Consider the following 25,022-nt stretch of genomic DNA (forward strand, 5'->3'; position numbering starts at 1 on the left):
CTTTCTAAATATGTTGCTCAACAATCGCGCCCGATTGTGGAATAAAGAAATACTCTACAAAATAGATCCTTTTATCAAACTTTTTTATAAATTATAATTATTTAAAAGTTAATAAAAGAAAGTAAAGGTCATAGATAAGCCATATTACCATAAAAAAACATCGTGTTATATCTATGACTAGGTTTTACTAATTATTATTTAGGATTTTTTCAATTGTTTCAGTTAAAATGTCTATAGTTCTGTATTCCTCTTCTAATGTGTTTTCTACACCACCGATTTGTAAGAGAACTGATTGGTCCAAGAGTTCTTGATTATAGGTGCTTTGTTTATGGGAATCTGGTTTAACTACTACTCCTCTTGATAGATCTGGATATTTCTTCTCTATTTCATTGTGTAAGTGTTCTGCGAACTTTAGATTTTTATCATATCTATAACTTGTCTTCGATACAACAAACTGTATTTTTGCATATTTGTTCCCTTTCATATTTAAAGTTGTTGTAACTCGGTCTGAACCGTCCCTCTGAACATCGAATACCATCCTAATACGATTATATTTTCTTAAAGCTTCTTGTAGAGTTTTTCTTGACAACATATATGGATCATAATTATTTGGATTTTCATTCTTCATAATACCCATAATATCCGTATTATCATAAACATTATTAATGTTCTTTTTCTCTAAACTTTCACTAAATCTTTTTCCTACCAAAGTAATATTGTTAGAAGGGTGAGTTACTTGCGTTGAATTCATTTCTATCCTTTCTTTAGTTGAACTCATTTCCTCAAGTTCTGAATAAAATGACTGATTATTATTTGTATGATAAATATATATTAATGGTTCTTGCTTATTCTGAGCAGATGCAGAAGCGCTGTTGTAGATAGAAACTTGATGGTTGTTCATTATATTTTTATTTATAAAGATTGCAATGAAGAAAATAGCTATAGCAGATATAACGAACCCACTAGTAACAATCGATACTCTGTTTAATAATTTTCTTCTGTTTAATTTTCTCGCCGATTCTTTTATTTTAATATGAGTTGACTTAACGAACTCTTCTGTCGGTTCAAGTTCATAAGTTTCTTTTATTAAATCAAACATGTCTTTATCCTTTTGCATATTCAAATACCTCCTTTTTCGAAAAAATCTCCAAGTCCTTTTTAAGTTCTTTTAATGCCCTATGATAATTTACCTTTACCTTTGCTTCACTACATTGAAGAATTTCTGAAGTTTCTTTGATTGAAAATTCATTTATTCCTCTTAAAATCACAACTGTTCTATAATTAGGCTTTAAATTTGAAATAGCACTGTGAATAATTCTCTTTATTTCTTCTTGTTCCATTATTTCGCTTGGTCCTTTATCCGCAGATTCTAACTTTGTTAAGACCCCATCAGTAAGAAACGAAATAATTTTTTTCTTACGATAGTTATCCACTGCAACATGCTTTGCAATTGAGAATATCCATGTTTTAATTTTGCTTTTTTTATTTAAACTAGGTAGATTTTTTAGAATACGGATAAATACTTCTTGTGTCATGTCCTCAGCATCGCTTTTATTTCCTGAAAAACAAATCAGAAATCTATAGACATCTGAGTAATAGTTATAATAAATTTCGCTAATCCTATCTTCTAAATTAGCCAAATCATGCAATACAATCCCCCCTATTGGTAGATATTCACATATAAGTCGTTTTAAAGGATTGAAAAGTTACAAAATTCAAAAAATAATCTCGGGATTTATGTGAGGGTTAGTTCTGTTGATCAAAATTTAGATCGCCAATTGAAGGAGCTTGAAGCTTTTGGATGTAAAAAAATATACACTGAAAAAAGGACACTCTCCTATTCAAGGAGGTAGTGACCCCTTAAAGTTAGAGTTTTTATTATGCAGCTAATTGGCTGGCATGTTTTCGGTAATTTACCGGACTCATGCCGGCCAGTTTTTGTTTAATACGAACATTATTATAATAATTGATATACTCATTTATTTTCTTTTGTAATGCTTTATAAGAGATTAATTGTTCTCCATAATACATTTCCTGTTTTAGTAAGCTAAAGAAGTTCTCCATGGCCGCATTGTCTGCGCATGTTGCTTTACGAGACATGCTTTGAAAAATCCTGTTCTGCCTTAATGTTTTCACCCACGTATTGTGTTGATAGTGCCATCCTTGATCAGAATGAATTGTTGTCCGATATTCAGCACGCTTTAGAATAATTGGAAGTGCTTGTTTAAGTGAATCTAACACAAAATCTAGGCTTGGCCGTTTTGACATACTAAACCCAATAATCTCACCATTATATAAATCCATGATCGGACTTAAATATAATTTTTCATCATCTGTACATTTAAATTCAGTTACATCAGTCACCAATTTTTGAAGGGCATATGACGTTCTGAATCTACGATTCAAAAGGTTTTTAGCGACTTTCCCAACTGTTCCTTTGTATGATTTGTAGCGTGATTTACGTACGAATTTTACACATTTTAACCCTAGGTTTTTCATGATTCGTTGTACCTTTTTATGATTAATTGTATGTCCTTGCACTCTTAATTCCGCATGAATTCGGCGGTAGCCATATCGACCTTCATGTTTTTCAAAAGTCTCTAAAATCAAGACTTTCCACTCTACGTCTGGATCCTTTTGCCCCATCTGTTTGATATGATAATGATACGTCGCTTCTGGAATATCCACTTGTTTTAAAATATCTTTTAATCGAAATCCTTCTTGTTTAAGTTCGAAGGCGATGGCAGCTTGTGCTTTTCGAGGAAGGCATCTTGATTCTCCCGAAAAGCCTTCAACTTTTTTAAATACGCCACCTCTAAACGAAGCAGTTCATTTTCGCGTTCTAGCTGCTCCTCACGTGACATTGCTTTTTCTTGGTTATTCGCTGTTGACTTTTGTTTCTTAGACATTGACGGGCGCCCCTTTGAATTTTTTTGCAGGCCCTCTATCCCTTCTTTTAAAAATCGATGATACCAACTGGCAACTAAAGTTGGATCATTCAAGTTAAAGTGAATCGCAGTATCTTGATAGGAAGCACCTGTTCGTTTCATAAAGTTTAATACATCTATTTTAAAATGAACAGAATAAAACAGCTTCGTTTTCTTAACTAATAAGCCGTTACGTCCAAACTCTTTATAAGCACGTACCCATCTCCTTAATGGAGAATCACCTATACCATACTTCTTCGCTATCGCTCGATATCCTATAGAGCCACTTAAATATTCTTGAACCACCATCAATTTAAATTCTTCACTATATTTAGTCATAAAAATCACCCCAAAAGTTAGTTTTTCACTCTAACTTTTGGGGTGCAGTACCGAATTGCGCCCGATTGTTGAATAGTATATATGGGAAAGAGATAAGAAATAAGCATCACACTAGAAGAAGAAAGCTATTATTGATGTCTATAATCAAATTTTTCATTAGGGACCTTAAGGGTATACCCATTAATTATCATCTTGTTGTTATCTATCCAATTTATGTCTGCAGTATCTTCACGATAATTCCAATAGATATTTTTAGTTTTGTATCCCTGTTCATTAAATACTAATTCCCCACGAATCCCATTAGACGTTGTAGCATCGCCGTTAGTAACAAATGCTTTAATAGTATATTTTCCATCAGGTGAAGTTGCTTCTGTGAGATACTCTCCTGTTTGTAATCTATTCATATCATAAAATGCCCAATAAACCCCGTATCCAATTAAAATAATAAATAGGAGGCAACCTATCATTAATCTTAATAGCAATTTTTTGTATATATTCCTCTTCGCATATACTACGCTCTTTTCTTCAATATTCAAATTTCAACCTCCTTAAAAATGGTAAATTACATTGGGATTATATGGTTTATTTTAGATAAACGGTCTTTCCATAAGAATTGTTCCAAACTCTAATCAGTTAATGAAAAATGACGCAATCCTTATTTGAGAATCGCACCCCGTTAGTTCAATAAGACGGGAGTAAAATTTATGCAGATTTACGCCGTAAGACTTCAATTTTTATACAAGATTTTATTCATCAAAGACGATAGTGCAATATCACTTCAAATGCTTCAAAACCTTTGCCATGACTGACTTTTAACAAAAATGCATAAAATAACGCATAAACAATGTTCATAAGAAAAGCCACGAACGCTGATTTCACAACATTCATGGCATTTAAGTCTGTTTCTAAACTTCCATTTGGGAACGTTATTTGAATACAACTTGTATAAATTTTTTATGAAATGTAACTGTTATTCGTTAGACGATTCGACTTTGGAGATTATCCCGCTATACATAGCTTTCCAGGTAACTTTATCTTTTTCGGTTTGATATAGTTCTAGAGTACCTTTATACAAATGTCCTTCAACATCTTTTGTAAATTCGATAAACTCGGGTGCTTCACGGTAATCGGCATAAAATAATTCAGTTGTATAAATAGGTAATCCAGAAGGTGTGTGTAAATATTCTTTCGTAGTTAAGTAGGAAATACCTTGAAAATCTAAAATTGTTTCAGTTTGAAACTCCGTAGAATGAAAGCCGTCTATTAATTCTATCTCCTGTGTCACTGCATAAGAATTATTTGAAAATGAAAAAATACCACAAGCCAATATTGTTAATAGTAAAAATACACTTAATTTCTTTTTCATTTATACCCCATTTCCAATAATTGTATATATCTATATTATACTTAAGATTACTGAATATTCATTGAATAATAAGTCTTAAAGTAAGACTTATATAGATTTAAAAACCTATTGTGGGTTCAAACAGAAACGTAGTAACTATTAAGTTCAAGATATATGTATAAATTTAAAAACTTTTTAGTAAATTCATATAGTGGGTAAATTATTTTTATTGTTACATAGATTGGAGGGGGAAGTTATTAAGAAGAAAATAATTATTATATTTTTAGTCTTAATATGTGTATTTTTCGCAGCATGGAAGTTAAATAAACAAGATGATAATTTGGAATCGACGGTTACTAAAAAAGTGAATAGAGGAGAATTTATTTCCAAAGGAGTAAATACTGGAAATTCTAGTGAATATGACATTAAACTAACAATGGATAATAACAGAAATTTCCAATTAGAATCAACCGCTTTAATTAAAAATCTATCTACCGATGATTGGGAACAATTAACTTTCTATTTTATACCAAATATATTTACAAAAAGTGTTTCACCAGAGCTGGAACATCCCTCTACAGTTAATTTTCATGACATATCTATTGATGGTAAAAAAGTCGTTTACACACTAGAAAGAGATACTTTAAATATTCAACTTCCCCATAAGTTGAAACCTAATCAAGAAGTTAAAGTATATTTTTCCTATGAACTCACCTTTCCTGAACAAGGCTTAAGATTTACAAAGAGTAATAATGGTAATTTTCATTTAGCTCAATTTTACCCAATGCTTGCAACATATAGGAACTATCGGTGGAACAAGGAGTCTTACCAAGATAGAGGAGAGACTTACCATACTGGATTTAGTAATTTTAAATTAACATACGATATTCCGAAAGGTTTCACCTTTGTATCTTCATCGGATAAAGAAGTCTTTCCGAGTTCAAACGTTGGTTCCATTGAAGCAAAGAATATAAAGGAAATATTTGTCGCTATTTTAAAAGATCCTATACTTATGGAAAATGATGGGGGCCTTTCCGTTAGAGTATTTGGATTTAATGAAAATAAAGAAAAACTATATCGAGAAATAGCAGATGAGGCTATAGCTGCAATAAACTATTTTGAAGAAATTATGGGGCCTTATCCTTTCAAACAATTTGATATTATAGTAGATGGAATGGGGATGGAGTATCCAGGAATAGTTACAGTTGGTTCGATTTATAATACTGGTCCTAGTAATTCTCAAGAGCTAAAAAATATGGTGATACATGAAATTGCTCATCAATGGTTTTATGGGATCGTTAGCAACGATCCTTATAGTGATGCATGGTTAGATGAAGGTTTCGCAGTATTTGCAGCGAGTTTATTCAAACTTTCGAAATTGAAAGAGGCTGAAGATTATAATTCAATGTACAGACCGGATCCTAATTTAGAGTTACCAGTAAATTTACCTCTCGATCAATATGAATCCAACATGAGTTCATATGTCTATGGAAAATCTGCCACAAAGTTATGGGAATTATTTAAAGATAATGGAGAGGTTAAAGAAGCTGAAAAATTTTTAAAAAGCTATTATCATTTTTATAGATATAAAGAAGTTGATACTAGAGAATTTGTGAGATTCGTAAAATACTATTTTGATTTAAAAGATGATACCCTATTTGAGGGTTGGTTAGAACTAGAAAAATAAAAACAAAGAGTCAGAAGAGACGTAAAAAAGCACCCTTAAGGCTGCATTGAACTTTAGATAAAAGGTATCGAGAAGAGTATTCTCGATACCTTTTTTGTCATTCTTATTTCTCTCATTTAGTTACTCCTTCTAGAAGTAACGTACCGTAAATGTTCTTTAACTATCCTGCTCCGTTAGTTTAAGTACATTTCTTCACAATCCCCTAGGTGATATTATCATAAATTCCAATAAAAAACCTCACCTCTAAAAAACTATAGAAGTGAGATGTTTTTAATCAAAATTTATTACAAATTATCAATCTTTATTATAAATGATCAAACTTTTTTACAGTCACCCAATGTCTTTATAATATATTAACTCAAGCCTTCTACCGGCTCTTTTTTGTTTACTTATAAATTGATTTAAAATCTTTCCAAACATAATGTTTTCTAGTAAATGGAATTAAACTTGTTTGTCACAATTTCACTATAATGTTCTCGAAACTAAACTTAAGTCATTATCCCAATCAACTAAACCCCCAAAAATTCACTTTTTGAACGCAGTTGAACCATCATGACTCCAAATTTCAATAATGGTTTTTCTTCACTTGAAAAGTTTTTTAATTCTTCTTTCAGCAGAATTATTATTTTTTATAATCGATTTTTTAATTATTTTATCATCATATGTCGCATAAATAATTCCATTTCATCATAATAATAATTATCATCTCTATAATTTTGGAATATTAATTTCTTTTATTGTCTTAAGATTATTCCCATTTACTATCGTTAAGCTTGTATCTTCCTCTACCATTATTGTATTGTCATATCCATATTTTATTTTCATGCTTTTCTCAGGCCAATCTGTATTATATGAAAATTGTCTTTTTGCTATCAGTCCTTTGTTATTAAATACGTAAATATTATTATCCGCTGCAACTACAAAATTCATTGTACCAATTAAATTGTTGTTTAAATAAGCAAATTTATTAAAACTATCTGCTGTCAATTGACCCTTGAAATCTTGTTTCCATAACAGTTTCCCATCTTCTTTTACAGCACTAATTGTAAATGTAGGCTTATTATATTCATGTTTATTAAAGTACATTACCCCATCAGCATTTGAACCTAGATGATACCCCTGCTCTACATATTTAGTATAACTATTACTATTTACTAAATTATCATCATAAAATGACATCTTTCCACTATTCGAGTCTATTTTTTTATATGCATACAATTTTCCATAATATCCGTTTACAAAATCCCATGTTTCCATTTTCTTTAGTATTTTTCCTGAATCAGAAAATTTGTATACTATATTTTTCGCAACATTATTCCTAATATAAACTAGTACTTTCCCATCTTTCGTTGCTGTAATACTATATAAATCAACTGTTTCACTGAAATTATAAGTTCCAATTTTTTTCCCATGAGTATTATAAATATTTAAAACTAATTTTCTTGAACGTCCATCATTCGATATAATATAAATATTCCCCTTATTATCTAGAGCAAAATATGTATTACGTTGAGATTGAATTTCCCCAGTTTTTTTACCTGTCTTATCATTAATATTTCATACCTCGTATCGTCTCCCTATATTGAATATAAATATAATCTCCTAATTTTTTAAATTCACTAAGAATATCCGTATTCTCACTTGTATAACTCCACTCTGGCGAGTCTAATGATACTTGGGAAGCAGCATGCACTTTCAATGTAAAACTAAATATCAATATAACTGCAAATAAAGCCACTAAATTTTTCATTTTCATAAGTATTCACCCTTCTTTAAACTAACTAATAAATATTTCCCTTTATTTAATATAATTCTATATTTATAATTGAACTCATAATATTAAATTGAACAAAAAAACTTATAGTTATATAACATTGAATTGATTTGTTTATATTTTAACTTTGAGTAATTTTGAAAAGGTTCAATCATAATATGGTATCATCTTTTTTTCTATTAAGATTAATAAAAAAATTGAGTACTTGATTAATCAAATATCTATAATAGTACTTGCAACTGTGTCATAACCACCCTCAATAAATGTTAAATGGCTCTCCAGTCGCACTGAGTGGCTCTGTATGGCTTAATTTAGCGCACAGTTGGTCTTTTTAGTCCGCAATATTCACCGGAGGTTTTTTACTTTAAAACCTATCTTTAAATTCATCTACTATGCTTTTATTAGGTTTTTTAAATGGTACAACGTTTTCCGAAGAGGGTGGTTCTCCCGCCTCTGATGCATTATCGTTAGAAGCTTTAAAATAAAAATCAGTGAGGCTATCATAATCAAATGCTTTATTTAAAGCTCGTTTAATACGTTTGTTAGCGTTATTAATATCTAATAAGTTCTCTAAAGGTGTTCCTTTTTTTTCGCTATAATAAAACAGTTTAGCTAAGGTTTCTTCCAGTATAGAGACCTTTTCCATTAATCGACGTTTTTCTTCCTTCTCATTTATTAACTCGATTTTCAATTTATCCATTTTATCGTTTAAAGTATCGTTTTCCCTTGCGATGCGTCTTAACTCAACCACTATCGGATTTAAATGAGTATGAAGTTTCTCTTTATTGTTCGCGTACCTATCGATTACATCTATAATGTTCGGTATTGTTGTCTCTATTTCGTTTTCTCTAACAATTTTTACGGTCCTAATGGCGTTTGCTGTATCTATCACTTTCCTGCCTGGTTGTCCTTCGCGTTTCCAAAAGTCTTGACTAAATGTTTTGCTATATAATTCCGGATTCTTCTCATGTAATTCAATATGAAATCTGTATATTTCTGCGTACTTTATTAATCCAGTTGGTCTTACATTCTCTCTAAAATGCTGAACTATCTTATACAGTTCTTGTTCATCGTATTCTAGGCTTGGTCTACCTTTCCTTTTCTTACTCATAAACATCTCCCTCTATTTCCTTAAAGCGAGCTATAGCTTCAATATGGCTTTTGATCTCGTTAGCGCTTGTTTCGAACGCCTCTAGCTCTTCTTTCATTAATCCCTCTTTAAACATTGTAGTAGTAATATTTTCATTTAACGTTTTTAAAAATGCTGATAACTCTGTTATTTTTTGTTTTCTAGAATTTATTTTTTCCTCAATTAAATGAAGATTATCTACAAGTTCTTCAGGAGAAATCCACCATTTGCTACAAAGCATACAGTCTTCGCTTTCGCATATTTGTAACTCATCTGTACAATATCCAATATTCATTTTTAAACGGGTGCTGCTTTTAGGATAATTAAAACTTTTCGATTCTACATCTTTTCTGGAAAATTCAAGACCGCTAATTGTCGAATTACTAAGTTGCCCGTTTTTTATTCGGTATGACTCCATAAGCTTCTTAACTTCTATGTCTATGAAATACTCCGTATGATTGGAATAATGATATTGAGCTTCAATCGTTGAATGCCCTCCTAGTCGAGCTATTTCAACAGGTGATATTCCTTGTAACATAAGAGAACAAAATGCAAAGTGACGCGTGTCATTAGGATTAACTTCTCTTTCGTAATCTTTGTGATAATATTTTGTAACGATATTTTTATAAAAAGATTTTAATAAATTATGAAAACTACTGCTATGTATAAATTCAGGAGCCTTTTTACTAAACCAGTAATCTCTATAAGCACTAGAAATGTTTGAACCTGTTTCGTTAATAGCTTTCCAAGAAATCAATGTATCGCTTCTTCCGTATGAATCTGTTGTTATAATATATTCATTTATCAAATCAAACATCTCTTTATTTATAGCGATAGTGCTTATCTTTTGGAGATTTCTTTTCGAATTAGTATTTTTTATTCTAGGTAATGTTATCGTGCAGTTTTCTTCATCTAAGCAATCTCTACTGATATTACAAAACTCACTAATACGCATAGGAATGATGTTAGTTAATTTCCACCAAATTAATATAGGTGAGAAATGTATTACTTTTTCACAACTAAAACCATTTTCAAAATAATGTTCAATACAATTATTTAGGGTTAAAACATCCTTAGATTTAGGAAGAAGTCTGTTATTGACATCTCTAGGTATTTTCCTCCTTAAATTCACTAATTCCCGTACATAACTTTCATGTCCGGATAAATCTAAATAATTGATAAATGATACGACGCTGTTTATGATACTTAAAACTTTGTGAGCATTTTTCAAATTACTTTTAGAATTGTTAACATATTCCATAACAGAAACATTGCTAAAAACAAACACTTCTTCTGAAAGATAATTTATAAAATCATCTAGTTTTTCTTCGCTAAAAAAATCTGTTTTATAAATACTTGAAATTAACTGATTAGTTTTTTGTGTGACTGTAGATGGTACATAAGAATCAAGAAGTTCTGCACACCAACATTTAACTAGTTCTAAGATTTTGATTCCCTTATGTTTCTTAGAAATCAACTCTAGATCATTAAAGTTAATGGAGTGTGTTCTGCCTATACGTGTATTGCAAGAAAATGTCCATATATTATCTTTGAAAGTTGTTTTGAAATTAACATCTTCTTCGTCTATTTTGTTTAAAATGTATCGTGCTTTTTCTTTACTTACTTCTAACGAATACGTTTCATTAGCTAATTCTTCTACATCAATTAAATCCTCTATTCCACTGGCACTATGCATATCTTCCACCTTACTCTAAATTAAAATTTTCTTTGTTAGCGGGTAAGTTCGTTAATTTTTCTATAAAGTCTTCTTTGCTAATAGATAAGAAAGTATAAACTTCTTCATCGAATTTTCCTTTTGCTTCAAAAAACGACTCCAATTCTGTGTATAGCAGGCGAATGTATTTTCTTTGTTCATTATAATTTGCTTCTTCTGAACTTAACATGATCAAATACCCCTCTATACGTCGTTCTAAGCTATCCGCCAATACAGAAAGGGTGTAATAGTTAGGAATAGAATAAACGCAATTTAAACACGGTAAATGGGGTTTTAAGCATCCTTTACTTTTATATACCAAACACTGTGTAGCTTTATCTTTACCCAACATTACATTCGCATGTATTTTGTTAACATATAATCTAGCCTCTTCTAATCCTAATGAATAAATTGTATCCATGATAGCTTGGCGTTCTTGTTGTATTGAATTTATAAAACCAGATAAGTGTTCTACGTTTTCTAGGCTACCGAAATTGTTTTTTAAACTTTGTATTTCCAATGTTCTTTTGTGCCTATTCAGTTCTACACCATTGATGAAATCAATAAATGTATCATAAATAAACCCAAATGCCCCTCTATCAAATAATTGTTTTGTCAAATCGTCTACAGCTTCTTGCGTTAAATCTACGTATATCAACGTGGTTTCTTCATCAACATGACCACGCATATTTTGGACTACTTTTAACGCATAATCACTACCTTTCATTTTGCTCAAGATGGAATAAACGTAAGACATTAAAGTTCGATTCATCTTTTTGGAACCAAAAACAAATTCTTCGTTATCTAATTCTTTAAGAAAATTCTTGCTCTTTGATGGTGTCAATACATTAGTTTTAGTTCCGAAATCGATTAAATTTGTTCTCAAAGGATTCAATTTTTGTACACGCAATTCACAAATAGCTGCTGCTGTTGCAAAAGCTAACTTTAATTCATCGGAAATAAAAAAGTGGTTTTTCACTTGAGTTTTAGAAATAGTTAAATCTTTCCGTTGAATTTGATTTACGATAATATCTGCATCAGTAGGAGGGATATCATTCTCTTTTAACCACTCCAAGTCTACGATACTTGTTCCTTCTAAACTGATTCGTGGAAAAGTTATAACATCTGAATTTCTCCATGCGTTATTTAAATGCATAAGCATGTACAACCAACTCGATCCATAATATTTATATTTCTTTTTCTTTTTATTGATTTCCTCAATAATATCCGAGATAGCTCGTTCCTTTTGAAAAGAAATATTGTTACAAAATTTCATAACATCTTTAAATGTTTTGTAATCATAAATTTCTTTAGAATGCTTTTTGGTAGGAGGTATTTCAAAAGGATTAGTTATATTGTCTATTTTATAAGCACGTTTTCTCACTTCTTCATACTTATCTGAAATATTCTTTAAATAAAGATATATACTTTCCGCATGTGTCTTTCCTATTCCATTAAAAAGCATATTTATTTCGTTTGAATTAAACGAATAAATTTCATGACTTTTTTTACTTCCCAAAAATTCATTTAGCTCTGAAGTACAATGTATGAATGTACCAATCATCTTGTTCAGTGTCTCTTGATTGGCAGTTGAATTTTTTAATTTATTTCTTACATAAGCTAACCAACTCTCTTTAGTGAATGGTCCAAAATTATTTAAATACAATGTATCATCCATCTTTTCCTTAATTTCCAACCTATAAAGGAAAGTCTCATATGAATTATCCAAGCTTATAGTATTCGCCGAAATCTTTAATAACTGTTTATTCTTCCAAGCAAGGACATCGTCCTTTTTGTATAGCTTAGAAACTCTCTTATGAATAGGGCGTATTAAAGCTACTATAGCTGGGCTTGTTTCCTCGATTCCATCTTTCATTGATTGACTTCTAAAGTTTAATTCTGTTCCTGATAACATATCTTGTACTTGTTCAACTGTTACGTAATCTGACAACAACTGCTTTTGAATTGCCACTAAATTTTCAACTTCTGCTTTGATGTAAAATTTGTAAGCACCATTATAATAAATAAATGGGATAGGATGATGTTGTATAATCTTATAAAATTCATTTTCAGAATTAATTGATAATAATTCCATCACTTGCTTCTTTGAATACGTGTTTGTTTCATCAAGTATTTCGCCATATTTTCTTTTCTGTCTAATTAGAAGGGAAAATGGGGTTTTCTCTAAAGGAATATTTTTATCCTGAGCAGCTTTTATAACTAGTTTTTTTATAACCTCATCTTCTAACCAAGAAATAAGAGTTTTATAAGAAATTTTTAACATCCTAGCTATTCTGTATAGGTTGATATTTTTTTTTAATTCATTAGAAACGAGATTTATTGCTCTAAGTTGAATAGGGGATAAATAATCAGTATTGTTTTTTTCTTCTGCTTCCTTGATAGCCGCTAAGAAATAAGGGTCTTTTAGCCAAGATTTCAATTTACTTCTATGAATTTTTAATTTTCCCGTTATTGAATTGTGAGTAAGATTTTTCATTTTATAATTAGTTAACAGTTGAATAGCTTCAAGTTGTACATCAGAAATTTTTCATTAATAGGATTGCTAATCATCTTCTCATCTGTTCTCTTCTTCAGTTCTGAATTGAACAAATCATTTTTTAACCAATAACCAATAGTGGAATCTGAGATGTTCATTTTTTCTGCTATTTCTTTCTGAGTTAATCGTTTATATTTAGGTTCTGATAATAAATCTATAACTTCTAACTGAACATTTGATAAACTTTTCTCGTAATATAAAGGGTTTAGTTTTAAAACTTCTTTCATGAAGATTTCATTTTTTCTCCATCGTGCTAATGTCCAGTAAGGGACACCTGATTTCTCCGCTATTTCCGCCAGAGTTAGTCCATTTCTGTCAGGAGTGCTAAGAATAGAAATAGCTATCATCTGTCCTTCTGTAAATTTATTATGTTCCATTATTTCACCTCAAAGCTTAATGTTTTAGATAGACTATCTGTTTTATAAATTCCGTTCATAGCGCTTTGGAAGTGAGCTAATGCATTCCTTTTGTCGATGTATTCCTTTGATGATAGTGTACTCATATCACCACGCAAAATTGCCATTTGTATTTCATCTATTTTTAAATCAAATAAAATATTTGTAAAAATACCTCTACCAATATGCGTTCCCCATATAGACTCATCAAGTATCTTGAAATCACTGTATCTACCATTTGTTTTTCTTAAAATTTCAATATACTTTCGTTTTACTTTGGCAAATTTTTTTTCATATGATTCCCCGGAGATTGCTTCTCCATCCTTGTTTAAAAAAAAGCATACATATTACGACGATTCTTTTGTGAATCAATTCTAATTAGGTGACTCTTGTACATATCTCTTAATAACTCGTTAGCAAAAAACAGTTGTAATCTAGGTCTCTTCACTTCTTGTTTACCTTGGCTTTTAAGACGTTCAAATAACGTTTTTTGATTATCTTTGATTACGATTGCATTTTCTCCATTTAAAAATTTGTTGGAAGACTACTGCTCATTATATTTACAACTTCTCCTTTACGAAGTCCACCGAATATTTGTAATCCTATACCAAACGCAATTTCTGGACATGTAACTTCAGCAACCCTTAGGAATTCTACAATCATTTGGTCTCTTTTTTCCGTTTCGTTACCAAAGTCTTTTAATTTGTATTTTATTTTTTCGCCATCGTTTCTTTTCGGATATTGAATGCCAAACTTTGGGTCGTCGAAAGGAGTTTCTACAATTATTCTGTCTAGCTTGTCTACATGATCAACAAACTCTATATCTTCTATTATGTCCATGTCGGATAGGTACTTATAAAATATTGTTAAATATCTCTCTATGTTTTTAACATACTTATAATCTTTTTGTTTGTTGTCTTTATCCCTCTCATTCGTTAAAAAGGTTATATATCTTGCACCATGAATTGGCTGTAAACCAGGAATTCCTTCTTCCTTCAACATCATAAATTCTTCTTCATTCGATGAAATTTGTTTGTTAATAAAATTCAAGAACTTACATATTTCCCTAGCTGCATTTTTTTGTGTGTTTATTGAAGTACCTTTATGAGCGTATATCTGTTTAATAAAATGAGTAATAGGATGTGGAAACTTTATCCCTTTCATTTTATCCTCAACGCATATTATTACTGCTCTATCATCTTCAATATGCCCATTGTTTAAGACGTTTTCTATTGGTACGTCTTTTGTAGTCCACCTATATCGATCACTTAATAACATAAATTTTCTCCTTTACCAATAATATCTATATATATACTATCATAATTTTCCCGCTTTTCATATGACTTGGGGAAATAAAAAAAGCCTCCAATCTATTGAGGCTCAAGGGTTTCTACTATGTATAAGTATTAAATTTCAAATTCCGCCCTAAACCATACTTACTATACAAGAAAAGGGGTTTCTCCATTTAACTCTAAACATTTAATGTAGCCCTCCTCTGTACAAATAAAATCAAATCGTGCCAGAATTGATTGCTGCTGTAAATAATCTAATTGAATATATGGGATCATTTCTGGTCGAATACCTAAGGCTAAGAGCTGATCAACCGATAAATGTTTAAATTGTTTCCCGACTTTTAAAAAGATGCGCCAAAGCATTTGTGTTGCATAATGAAGTTGATCAATTTGTTGCTTTGGCAATTCTAAAACATCATATAATGCGTACTCTAAATCCTCAAAGTCAGGAAAGAAATCAGGGAATTTTGAGTAAAATGCTTGTCGTTGCTGTGTGTGATTCATCATGTTCTTCACTCCCTATCCTAACCTTACGAGGAGGACGAGCCGCCACGAGATGCCCCGCCTGAACCAAAGCCCGATTTTCCTGTGCTTGAGGAAGAGCTATTGGAGTAGGAATTGGAACTCTTTGATGAACTATCCGTCGAATAGGAGCGTTGTCCACTCGAATAAGAATTTGATCCACTTGAAGTTGAGCTACCTGAAGTTGAACTAGCCTTATTTTGCGTACTGTTTGTTATACCATTTGTTTGTTTACTTTCATCATTAGCGCTTGATGACGATCGTGGCACTGCTGAGCCGCCACCATTGCTTTGCTCATCCCGATCTGTACCATTTTTTAAATTGCGACTTTTATATATCGCACTTCCTATCATGGCTCCAGCCGTTGCATACATCAAACCATTAAAGAAATGCTGGGCATAGTAAGGTGAATTTTCATCGATACATTCAAAGGAACCATCATCACCTTCTTGCCATTCATCACAGGTATCAGCCATTTCACTATTGTAAACACTTTCTATTTCATCACTTGTATTTGCTTGATTTTGATCTTCAGTTATCCGATTAGAAGTAGTTAAAGGGTATTCTTCTGCTGTTTGAGTTTCACTATTTCCACATGCTGCAAGCTGTACAGCCATCAAAGATGCCGTTGTCACAGCCATATATTTTTTTATTTGCTTAGCCATATTATAAACGCTCCTTTATTTCTGGTACCTAGTTTACGATTATCTCCTATTTTAGGTTTCATTTTTTACAAAAACATACAATTTATTTTAGCAGAAAAAATCCCAAACAGTAGGATTGTTTGGGATTTACAGTATTTTATGATTGTTTGGACACGACTTTTTTTCCATAAGTCATATATCGCCATAATTTTTCAAATGGTCCTATTGTAAAGAACTTAAACCAAATCACGCTAAAAATTATTTGAATGATAAACGTAATACTCGCTATCACTACAATATCTGATGGTGAAACTACTTCTAGCCCCATTAATGAAATGATGGCTGTTCCAATAAAGCTTTGCGCTAAATAGTTTGTAAAGGCCATTTGCCCCACACGTCCAATTGGCTGAAGTAGCTTCACTATTGTTTTATGTTCTAATAGAATAAACAAACAACTTAGATAAAAATAGGTTGTTGGAACAACCCCTAAGCCAATGATAGATTGAAGCTGTTGGTCATCTGCTTGTGAGGCAAACCAAATCCATAATGAGCATCCAATAAAGAACGGGAAAGTACTATAAAGCAACCATTTTATTTTTTGACTATGTGCTCCAATGTGCCCAATCCAATCAGCTTTTGCTACTAAAAATCCACTTAAAAACATAATAAAGATGGCTACGGCATCATTGCCTAAAAAGCCAAATATAGCTGACGAAACTGTATTAGATGGCATATACATTTGTCCTAATAATGCCAGAATATGCAGTGTGATAATCGTAAACAACCATTTAGAAATGGTTGAAACCTTCGCAGAGTAAAATGGTAGCAATAAAAAACCAATCACTGCGTAAATGGCTAGGATAGAGCCCCAAAAAATAAAAATATGAATAATACCTATAACCAATAGAGCCAATAAGCGTCTTGCAAAGCGCATTCTCGGTCTATCTCCCCGCGCTTCTGCACGTGTAGCAAAAATATAAAAACCAACCCCAAATAGGAATGAAAAGATAGAGAAAAATTTCTTTTCTATAAAAATATTAATAAGTGAATCAATAACTCCATTGATTCCGCTCATATCAGGCATTGGTGCACCCTCCATCAAGAGCTGATAGGCACCTACATTAATAAATAAAATACCAAATAACGCTAATCCTCGAATAATATCTAAGGCAATGATTCGTTCTTTTTGTGTAACGGATGGATTCATGTTGAAAAACTCCTTATCTTTTATGCTATAGCTAGCATAACTCCCCATCCTTACAACTAATTATTTTTAAGCTTACAGGAACCTTACAAATCAAAAAGAATAGTCTTATAGTTTTTTATCCTCTTCTACGATGAAATATTACATATTTTATAGTAAAAACATCGAAAAGAGAGGTTTAGGAGATGAATAGAAATCGCAAGCTCGGTTTTTGTTATCCCGGCTACCGATACTGTGGTCCTGGCTGCTCAGGACCAGGTACGCCTACAAATGCAGTGGATGCTTGCTGTAAACTGCATGATGAATGCTATGAACGCCACGGTAGCACAAAATACTGTGATGAATTGTTTCAACAATGCCTCCGTCCCCATATGAACGCTCCAAATAAAATGGCTAGAGACGCTAGACTATTCTATCGAGTTTTTGAATTACGCAATCGTTTCTTTTAAAAGCAGATAAAGCTCACGATGTTTTAATAACCGCGTGGGCTAGCTTTTTGTATAGATAGTATATTTTTGTGGTGTTGTAAAACCAAGCTTTGTGCCTAGGTGAATGGATCCTGTATTCGAAATATCACAATCCCAACAAGGCTTTAGCTGGTTGACAAGACAATGATCTATAAATGCTTCTGCAATGCTACTTGCTAATCCTTGTCCTCTAAAATTCGAATCTGTCATAATATCAATTTCTGCATACTCATTTGATTTAAATATTGAGACGGCTTCGCTAATGATTTGTTCTTTATGTACGAAACAAAAGCCAAAGCCATTTTTGAGGAAATTAGAGGTAGAACCCCAATATTCCTCATAATATGTCTGATCAAATTCCAGTGAATTTTTAATCAAGGGTTCAGTAATAGATTTGACTTCGTAATCACGTTCCCCATGCTTCTCTCTATGATTATAAATATTTTCATCAAATGTAAATGTATAGCGTTCTAGCTTTCTCAGCTGGTTATTTAACAATTGTTCGATTTTAGTATTCCACTGTTCAGAATAAGAAAATAAGGTAAACCGTTTCTGTTGTTCTATAGCCTGTTGCAAACAATAGGCAAGCTGATAATCAATCGAAGTCTTATTTTCATCGCCATATACATAGTATATCCCTGATTTCGTGTGAAATAATAATGTTTGAAAAGCAGCTGTATCAGAATAGACAGCTCCTTCTATCATTCGATCTAGTATACTATACACAAATGTCGGGGCTCTTGAAATAAATTGTTTAATGATAGGATATTGCTCTTCCGAGACTTTTATCATGCTATTTCCTCCAGTATTTTGCAGTATGTATCATTTCTATTATAATAAACTTATATCCATATGAAGGGACTGAATTATGCGCAGATAGCAATATTTTTCATCCAACATCATCATAATTTTGGAGGTAAAAGTATTGATTGAAAATATCGACACGGAAAGATTGCGGTTACAAAAAATGGAGAAAGCTGATGCTAAAAGTTTATTAACCATTTGGTCTGATCCTGATGTAACCAAGTATATGAACATTACTCAGTTTACACAAGAAGAGCAAGCCTTGGAAATGATTGAACTTCTAGAACAATTAGCTAAGCAACACAAGGCAATCCGCTTCTCTATTTTTGAAAAGGCATCCAATCATATCATTGGGTCATGTGGCTTTAATATGCTTGATTATGACAATGCTCTAACAGAGATTGGCTATGATTTGGGCAAGGAATATTGGGGAAAAGGCTATGCAACAGAAGCTATAACTGCTTTAATTGATTATGCCTTTAAGCACTTGAAAATGGAAACAATTGCTGCAGAAGTTGACGCTGCCAATATCAATTCAATCAAGGTTTTAAAAAAATTGAATTTCATTTACCAAGAGAAGCACAATACTGAAGATACTCTACAACTTTACACTTTAACAAAATCGTAAGAAGAAAAGGCTAAGCATGGTAGAATTCAACCAATACTTAGCCTTTTTGATTAATGATACATGCCGTGATTAATTTTCCCTGTCAGCTTTTCTATTTTCACTTCAAATAGTTCAATTTTCGGCATAATCGGATAGCCTTCTCTTTCAAATGTCCATTCAGGCTTGCCATACTTCTCCAGTAACGCATCAAAGAACCATTCTTTTTTCGTTTCCTCTTCAATTCTTTCGATATGTCCAAACAAAACAACACTTTGATAAACTAGTGCGGATTGACAGGCATATTTTTTACCTGGATGTAAATCACCCATATCACAAACTTCTATACAAATTTTAGGATTTTGTTTGATATTTGACCAAAAGTGACTTTCTCGAAGATTACCAATATGCAAGAATAGTTTGTCCTCCCCTTCATATACATAGACAAACGGAATAACATAAGGAAAACCTTCCTCATCAACTGTTGCAACATGCGCAACTTTTCCAAACTTTAAGTATTGCTGTGCATCCTCTTGTGAAATTTCAACACGTTTGTTTTGAATCTTACCTCTCATCATTTCTTAACCCCCTCATGAAATTATGTAACGATTAATAAACACCGCTAAACCGTTCATTTTAAACATATATATATTTTACATCTTTAACAAAACTAAAAAAAGGGTAAATTTTTTTAATAGAATAATAAAAGCCAAGGATGCACTAGTATAGCATCCTTGGCTTTCTTGTTATTTAATTGGAATCCAAATTTCTGAATACGAATCAGGGCTATAAGCATCCTCTTCAGGATAAACCTCTAACTCTGCTGTTCCTGCTGGTTCATATGGGTTGGATGGGAACCACTCAGAATAAATTTGTTTCCACGTATTTTGCATTGCATCAGGCATAGGTCCATGTACTTCAAAGATAACCCATTTGGATGCAGGTACTTCCATTGTTAAGAGATCTTCCCCTACTTCTCCTACATGATCAGTAGCAATCCAATAATCAATGAAGCCCTTTTGTCCCTGTTCAGTATTTGGTACACAAACACCTAATACGCCATTGACCGTGCCATTATTTAATTGGTATAGCTGATGATCAAAGCCACTTTGGTTTACCTCTTGCCAAAATAGAGGTATTTCCGTTGTATTCTCCCCATTTTGACAGTTGTATGTTCTTTTTACACCCACAATTTGAAACTTGTCTTTTTCAATAATTTTATATTTCATTGGTTCCGCTCCCTTCAAGCTTACCTGTATGACCAGGCGATTATATGATTGTAATGGTCCTTGCTTCTTTCTTGCTTCACTAGGCGTAACATGGTGCTGTTTTCGAAACGCTTTAGTAAAGGCTTCAGGAGTTTCATAGCCGTATTTGTAGGCGAGATCGATTATTTTTTGTTCAGTACCCAGCAATTCTTGTGCAGCTAATGTTAATCTTCTTCGCCGCAGATAATCTGCAATAGACATATCTGTCAAAATGGCAAATGTTCGCTGAAAGTGAAAGACAGAAGAATTAACCTCCTGCGCAATCTGTTCAATCGTAATATCCTCTAATAAATGCTCCTCCATATAATTAATGGCCTTTTGTATCGACTCAATCCAACTCATTGCTTTCACTCCTTGATTCCATCTTAAAATAGATATCGCTGTATAACCTGTCTTTTTATGCTAACTTTGGACAGGTTAAATGGAAAGCATTTTTTGACTAGCTCCCCACTTTTAATTTCTTATCTCACTCACTATTTTTCCCTAAAATTCCATTGTAGTAAAAATCAAAACATCCAAAATATTTCTAAAATATATTTACAAGATTTTCTATTAAATGGTAAAACGGTATAAGAGAAGATATAGGGGGACTTTGCGATGAAATGGTTAGGTGCTGCTGCTATTTGTTTGAATGAAAGTAATCAGTTATTAATGGTTTTACAAGGAACTGTTGATGAAGAGAAAACTTGGACTGTGCCATCAGGTGGAAAAGAGGCCACGGAAGATTTTAAGACTTGCTGTGTACGAGAAGTTTATGAAGAAACAGGCTATACAGTAGATATTATTAAGGAAATTTATTATAAGTACAATGAAGTAGTGGAAGTTCGCTATTTTCAAACCATCTTAATAGGTGGACAAATGATGATACATGATCCCGATGAATTAATATATGACATAGCATGGAAATCTAAAGAGGAAGTAGCACTTTTACCCCTAACATTTCCAGAAGATCGGGTATTTCTCTTATCGTTATTTAAATAAAAAAAAGTCACGTCTCATCGACATGACCCCTCTTGTTAAATAGTGTAATTGTTTTGCTGATAAATAATTAAAGCAGAATGGATGACTGTCTGCTCTCCAATAAAGAGCGTATTGTATTTGATATCAAGTATGAAAAAGCCTTTTAAATCTACTAAAGCACGGTTAATATCAAGTTCAAATTGCACAATATCATTGTTTTGAATTGTCACAACTTGAGTTATCTGTGTCATCGTTCACACTCCTTTAATCTTATGATAGAGCAAAAAGAAGTACATGTCACATAAAAAAGTTGGAGCTAAAAAAGCCCCAACACCTTTAGTACATCGTTAAATATTCTTCACGCTCCCAGTTATGGACACGTGTGCGATATTTATTCCATTCAATTTCTTTGGCAGCTGTAAATTTATCATAAATATGGTCCCCCAATGCATCACGAACAATGGTATCCATCTCTAATTCAATTAGCGCAAATTCTAATGAGGATGGTAAACTATCAATCCCGTTCAACTCCCGATCTGCTGCTGTCATTTTATAAATATTACGGTCTACCGCGGCTGGTGGTGTTAAATCTTTTCGTATACCATCCAGCCCAGATGCTAGAATAACAGCCATTGCTAAATAAGGGTTTGCTGCTGGATCAACTGAGCGCAATTCAATTCGTGTAGATAAGCCACGTGCTGCTGGAATGCGAATTAATGGTGAGCGGTTTTGAGCAGACCACGCTACATAGCAAGGAGCTTCATAGCCAGGCACTAATCGTTTATAGGAATTGACAAGTGGATTCGTGATAGCTGTAAAGCCATGCACATGCTTCATAATTCCTGCCATAAAGCTACGTGCGGTTGCGCTTAATTGCAAGTCTGCATGTTCATCATAGAAGGCATTTTTATCACCTTCAAATAATGAGAGATTAAAATGCATTCCTGAGCCATTGACCCCAAATAGTGGCTTTGGCATAAATGTTGCGTGGAGACCATGCTGTGCAGCAATGGTTTTTACCACCAGTTTAAATGTTTGGATATTGTCACATGCCTCAATAGCACTCGCATACTTAAAGTCGATTTCATGCTGGCCTGGTGCTACTTCATGATGAGACGCTTCAATTTCAAAGCCCATCCCCTCTAGCTCTAAAACAATATCACGACGACAGTTCTCTCCCAAATCAGTTGGCGCTAAATCAAAATAGCCTCCACTATCATTTAATTCCAGTGTCGGATGCCCTTTTTCATCCAACTTGAATAGGAAAAATTCAGGCTCTGGCCCTAAATTAAACGACGTAAAGCCCAGCTCCTCCATTTCCTTCAATACTCGTTTTAAATTGGAGCGTGGATCTCCTTCAAACGGTGTACCATCTGGTCTTGCAATATCACATATAAAGCGTGCTACTTTCCCCTTTTCAGCAGTCCAAGGAAAAATCACAAAGGTATTGATATCTGGCTTTAAATACATATCTGATTCTTCAATACGCACAAAACCTTCGATTGAAGAGCCGTCAAACATAACTTTATTATCTAGCGCTTTTTCTAATTGACTGACAGGAACTTCCACATTTTTGATTGTACCTAAAATATCTGTAAATTGTAGGCGAATAAATTTCACATTTTCTTCCTTTACTCGGCGTATAATATCTTCTTTGGTATAATGTTTCATTCTCCACCACTCCAATGTAATTTTAATTAACACGTTTTTTATAACTTCTCTAAAAATACATTAAATTTGAAGAATAAGCAATATGTATGTAAGGTTTTATGACATGCTTTTTATCGAATATATTAATCCTTATTTTAGATTAATTTTTCTTACCGCATTTCCATCTCAAATAGCGATCTTTCATCTTTAAAAAAGGGCAAAATTACCATTTTATACAAAAGGCCTTTAGTCTTATAAAAATCCTTCGTCATTCTAAAAATAAACAGTCTATATCATGACGAGACGAAGCATTCACTACTTCCCCATGCATCAATTGTAGATATATCAAGAACACCTTTAAAAAGATAACCCGCGAACCCTATCCAAGAACCAAGATGTCAAAAATCCTATTGATTAAGTTTTACTTTATATCACAAAAGCCTTGTATAATGCGATATTTATTGGTAAATTTATAGCAAATTAGAATTTTAATTTATTCATATTATCAGTAAATACGGAGTATATAATTATGGTTAGAAATCATTATGTTGGCTTCCAGGAAATATTTAGTTATAGATACATAAGGCGGTGAATTAAGTAGGCATGTCAGTATTAATTATTGGCAGCGTAAGTAATGATGTGCTACGTCTGCAAAAGTATTTTCATCGTATCAGCATCCCCAATATTTATTGCTTTTCAACAACGGAAGCAGCAATGAACTATTTAGTAGATTCAGCTTTGAAAGATGAGCTGGAATTAATCGTACTTGACACGAAAATGACACTCAGCAATTGCGAGGAAATTTGTCAGCACATTCATGTACTTAAAAATTGGATAGATGTCCCTATCCTTCTATCTACTACCTACGAAAAAAACATAACAATCGATAGGGTTTTTGAAGCAGGCATTTTCGACTTTATTTTAAAGCCGTTTGATTTTACTCATTTTAAGACTCGAATTCAAGTAGCCTTAAAATATCAGAGGGAAGCCAAGCTTCGAAAGCAGCAAGAAAGTATGATTCAAAAAGATTTATTTATTGCAAAAAAATTCCAAAAGAACGCACTATCTCCTCCATTAAATCTTGAGCAAATACAGGTTGATGGTCTTTATGTAACATCCAATACACTAGGAGGTGACATGTACTGTTGGTTTAGGATTAATGATCATTTAACCGCCATTCTTCTGTACGATGCAATGGGGCATGGCATAGCTGCATCACTCGTTACTATGTCCATCAGATCATTATTAAAAGGAATGATTACTAAGTTAATTGATCCAGTAGCAGTAATCCAAGAACTTAACCGCCAAATATACGAGCTATTTTCTGATGAGGATATGGACCGTTTTTTAATGACAGCAATCTACATACTTCTAGATACAAAAAATGGCACTTTGCACTATGTGAATGCGGCTCACCCTTCTGGTTTTTTATTTGGAAAATTTGGAGAAACAGTCTTCCTCCCAGCGAATACGCCTATCCTCGGACTATTCCCTACTATTCAAATAAATAAAAAAACAATACCTTTATCAGGCTGGCATCGTATTATTCTTTATACGGATGGATTATTAACATTGAACGAGCAAAACTCAATTGATATGGACTTTTTCTACGCCTATGCTTCACAGGATAACAGCTATGCACTACAAAAGTTTTCTCAAAAGTACAATTTATTTGATAATGATTACAGCGATGACATCACAGTCGTTTCAATAACAATTACATTAAAGGGTAGGTGATTG

Annotated in this window: 26 protein-coding genes and 1 pseudogene; 6 read left to right on the forward strand and 21 right to left on the reverse strand. The window is 32.6% G+C overall.

The features are described 5' to 3' along the window. Nucleotides 1–187: 187 nt before the first annotated feature. Together spoIIP and HXV90_RS09315 are read right to left on the reverse strand one after the other, a co-directional pair. Complete coding sequence (gene spoIIP, locus HXV90_RS09310) at nt 188–1,117, reverse strand: stage II sporulation protein P (RefSeq protein WP_131519559.1); 930 nt, start codon at nt 1,115–1,117, stop codon at nt 188–190. Further along, the gene (locus HXV90_RS09315) at nt 1,104–1,649 is read right to left on the reverse strand and encodes an RNA polymerase sigma factor (protein WP_131519558.1); all 546 of its coding nucleotides are present in this window, start codon (nt 1,647–1,649) and stop codon (nt 1,104–1,106) included. Before HXV90_RS09315 ends, spoIIP begins: the two co-directional genes overlap by 14 nt. An 84-nt stretch (nt 1,650–1,733) precedes the next feature. On the opposite strand from HXV90_RS09315, the pseudogene HXV90_RS09320 reads away from it, so the two are divergent. Next, nucleotides 1,734–1,832, forward strand: a pseudogene (locus tag HXV90_RS09320) (recombinase family protein); the annotation flags it as partial. Nucleotides 1,833–1,878: 46 nt separating this feature from the next. On the opposite strand, the gene HXV90_RS09325 reads toward HXV90_RS09320, so the two are convergent. The 4 genes from HXV90_RS09325 to HXV90_RS09340 all read right to left on the reverse strand — a co-directional run bounded on the left by HXV90_RS09325 (nt 1,879) and on the right by HXV90_RS09340 (nt 4,632). Further along, entirely contained in the window at nt 1,879–2,742 is an 864-nt protein-coding gene (locus tag HXV90_RS09325; protein ID WP_131519557.1) for an IS3 family transposase, read from the reverse strand. Beyond that, a complete protein-coding gene (locus tag HXV90_RS09330) occupies nt 2,706–3,266 on the reverse strand; it encodes a helix-turn-helix domain-containing protein (protein WP_131519556.1) in 561 nt (186 codons plus the stop codon). The genes HXV90_RS09325 and HXV90_RS09330 overlap by 37 nt, the downstream gene beginning before the upstream one ends. A 128-nt stretch (nt 3,267–3,394) precedes the next feature. Then, complete coding sequence (locus HXV90_RS09335; protein ID WP_373564985.1) at nt 3,395–3,802, reverse strand: DUF5412 domain-containing protein; 408 nt, start codon at nt 3,800–3,802, stop codon at nt 3,395–3,397. A gap of 434 nt (nt 3,803–4,236) precedes the next feature. Continuing rightward, entirely contained in the window at nt 4,237–4,632 is a 396-nt protein-coding gene (locus HXV90_RS09340; RefSeq protein ID WP_131519555.1) for a hypothetical protein, read from the reverse strand. 190 nt (nt 4,633–4,822) lie between these two features. Here HXV90_RS09340 and HXV90_RS09345 point away from each other — a divergent pair, with 190 nt between their 5' ends. After that, nucleotides 4,823–6,298: a M1 family metallopeptidase gene (locus HXV90_RS09345; protein WP_131519554.1), complete on the forward strand. Its 1,476-nt coding sequence runs from the start codon at nt 4,823–4,825 to the stop codon at nt 6,296–6,298. Between the two features lie 708 nt (nt 6,299–7,006). On the opposite strand, the gene HXV90_RS09350 is transcribed toward HXV90_RS09345, so the two are convergent. The 10 genes from HXV90_RS09350 to HXV90_RS09395 form a co-directional block, all read right to left on the reverse strand. Further along, nucleotides 7,007–7,555 (reverse strand): hypothetical protein, encoded by a 549-nt coding sequence (locus tag HXV90_RS09350; RefSeq protein ID WP_269898858.1) that lies wholly within the window; start codon nt 7,553–7,555, stop codon nt 7,007–7,009. Nucleotides 7,556–7,847: 292 nt separating this feature from the next. Beyond that, on the reverse strand, nt 7,848–8,054 hold the full coding sequence (locus HXV90_RS09355) for a hypothetical protein (protein WP_269898859.1): 207 nt from the start codon (nt 8,052–8,054) through the stop codon (nt 7,848–7,850). A 382-nt stretch (nt 8,055–8,436) separates the two neighbouring features. Next, nucleotides 8,437–9,183 carry a hypothetical protein gene (locus HXV90_RS09360; RefSeq protein ID WP_131519552.1) on the reverse strand — a complete coding sequence of 249 codons (747 nt, stop codon included), beginning with the start codon at nt 9,181–9,183 and terminating at the stop codon, nt 8,437–8,439. Next, nucleotides 9,176–10,897, reverse strand: a complete 1,722-nt coding sequence (locus HXV90_RS09365; protein WP_269898860.1) for a site-specific integrase — start codon at nt 10,895–10,897, stop codon at nt 9,176–9,178. The genes HXV90_RS09360 and HXV90_RS09365 overlap by 8 nt, the downstream gene beginning before the upstream one ends. Before the next feature lie 10 nt (nt 10,898–10,907). Beyond that, complete coding sequence (locus HXV90_RS09370) at nt 10,908–13,355, reverse strand: hypothetical protein (RefSeq protein WP_269898861.1); 2,448 nt, start codon at nt 13,353–13,355, stop codon at nt 10,908–10,910. A 68-nt stretch (nt 13,356–13,423) separates the two neighbouring features. Further along, nucleotides 13,424–13,849, reverse strand: a complete 426-nt coding sequence (locus tag HXV90_RS09375; protein ID WP_269898862.1) for a phBC6A51 family helix-turn-helix protein — start codon at nt 13,847–13,849, stop codon at nt 13,424–13,426. Between the two features lie 543 nt (nt 13,850–14,392). Continuing rightward, entirely contained in the window at nt 14,393–15,145 is a 753-nt protein-coding gene (locus HXV90_RS09380; protein ID WP_269898863.1) for a hypothetical protein, read from the reverse strand. A 161-nt stretch (nt 15,146–15,306) separates the two neighbouring features. Beyond that, a complete protein-coding gene (locus HXV90_RS09385) occupies nt 15,307–15,666 on the reverse strand; it encodes a glutathionylspermidine synthase family protein (RefSeq protein WP_269898864.1) in 360 nt (119 codons plus the stop codon). A 23-nt stretch (nt 15,667–15,689) separates the two neighbouring features. Beyond that, entirely contained in the window at nt 15,690–16,346 is a 657-nt protein-coding gene (locus HXV90_RS09390; protein ID WP_269898865.1) for a hypothetical protein, read from the reverse strand. Nucleotides 16,347–16,482: 136 nt separating this feature from the next. Beyond that, entirely contained in the window at nt 16,483–17,532 is a 1,050-nt protein-coding gene (locus HXV90_RS09395) for a DUF418 domain-containing protein (RefSeq protein ID WP_269898866.1), read from the reverse strand. 182 nt (nt 17,533–17,714) lie between these two features. On the opposite strand from HXV90_RS09395, the gene HXV90_RS09400 reads away from it, so the two are divergent. Continuing rightward, the gene (locus tag HXV90_RS09400; protein ID WP_081011051.1) at nt 17,715–17,978 is read left to right on the forward strand and encodes a Parvovirus coat protein VP1-like protein; all 264 of its coding nucleotides are present in this window, start codon (nt 17,715–17,717) and stop codon (nt 17,976–17,978) included. A gap of 39 nt (nt 17,979–18,017) precedes the next feature. On the opposite strand, the gene HXV90_RS09405 is transcribed toward HXV90_RS09400, so the two are convergent. Then, nucleotides 18,018–18,788 (reverse strand): GNAT family N-acetyltransferase, encoded by a 771-nt coding sequence (locus HXV90_RS09405; RefSeq protein WP_269898867.1) that lies wholly within the window; start codon nt 18,786–18,788, stop codon nt 18,018–18,020. Nucleotides 18,789–18,921: 133 nt separating this feature from the next. Here HXV90_RS09405 and HXV90_RS09410 point away from each other — a divergent pair, with 133 nt between their 5' ends. Beyond that, on the forward strand, nt 18,922–19,428 hold the full coding sequence (locus HXV90_RS09410) for a GNAT family N-acetyltransferase (protein ID WP_054550613.1): 507 nt from the start codon (nt 18,922–18,924) through the stop codon (nt 19,426–19,428). 50 nt (nt 19,429–19,478) lie between these two features. Here the strand turns inward: HXV90_RS09410 and HXV90_RS09415 are convergent, their stop codons facing one another. Continuing rightward, nucleotides 19,479–19,982: a pyridoxamine 5'-phosphate oxidase family protein gene (locus HXV90_RS09415; RefSeq protein ID WP_269898868.1), complete on the reverse strand. Its 504-nt coding sequence runs from the start codon at nt 19,980–19,982 to the stop codon at nt 19,479–19,481. Between the two features lie 168 nt (nt 19,983–20,150). Next, nucleotides 20,151–21,014 carry an AraC family transcriptional regulator gene (locus HXV90_RS09420; protein ID WP_066036610.1) on the reverse strand — a complete coding sequence of 288 codons (864 nt, stop codon included), beginning with the start codon at nt 21,012–21,014 and terminating at the stop codon, nt 20,151–20,153. A gap of 255 nt (nt 21,015–21,269) precedes the next feature. On the opposite strand from HXV90_RS09420, the gene HXV90_RS09425 reads away from it, so the two are divergent. Further along, nucleotides 21,270–21,653: an NUDIX hydrolase gene (locus HXV90_RS09425; RefSeq protein ID WP_269898869.1), complete on the forward strand. Its 384-nt coding sequence runs from the start codon at nt 21,270–21,272 to the stop codon at nt 21,651–21,653. Between the two features lie 35 nt (nt 21,654–21,688). Here HXV90_RS09425 and HXV90_RS09430 read toward each other — a convergent pair whose 3' ends face one another. Further along, entirely contained in the window at nt 21,689–21,883 is a 195-nt protein-coding gene (locus HXV90_RS09430) for a hypothetical protein (RefSeq protein ID WP_048391275.1), read from the reverse strand. A gap of 85 nt (nt 21,884–21,968) precedes the next feature. After that, the gene (gene glnA, locus HXV90_RS09435; protein WP_048391277.1) at nt 21,969–23,303 is read right to left on the reverse strand and encodes a type I glutamate--ammonia ligase; all 1,335 of its coding nucleotides are present in this window, start codon (nt 23,301–23,303) and stop codon (nt 21,969–21,971) included. Nucleotides 23,304–23,885: 582 nt separating this feature from the next. Between glnA and HXV90_RS09440 the strand changes: the two genes are divergently transcribed. Beyond that, the gene (locus tag HXV90_RS09440) at nt 23,886–25,019 is read left to right on the forward strand and encodes a response regulator (protein WP_269898870.1); all 1,134 of its coding nucleotides are present in this window, start codon (nt 23,886–23,888) and stop codon (nt 25,017–25,019) included. The last annotated feature ends 3 nt before the right edge of the window (nt 25,020–25,022 follow it).

Source organism: Lysinibacillus sp. JK80 (genome assembly GCF_027557635.1).
Lineage (GTDB): Bacteria > Bacillota > Bacilli > Bacillales_A > Planococcaceae > Lysinibacillus > Lysinibacillus capsici.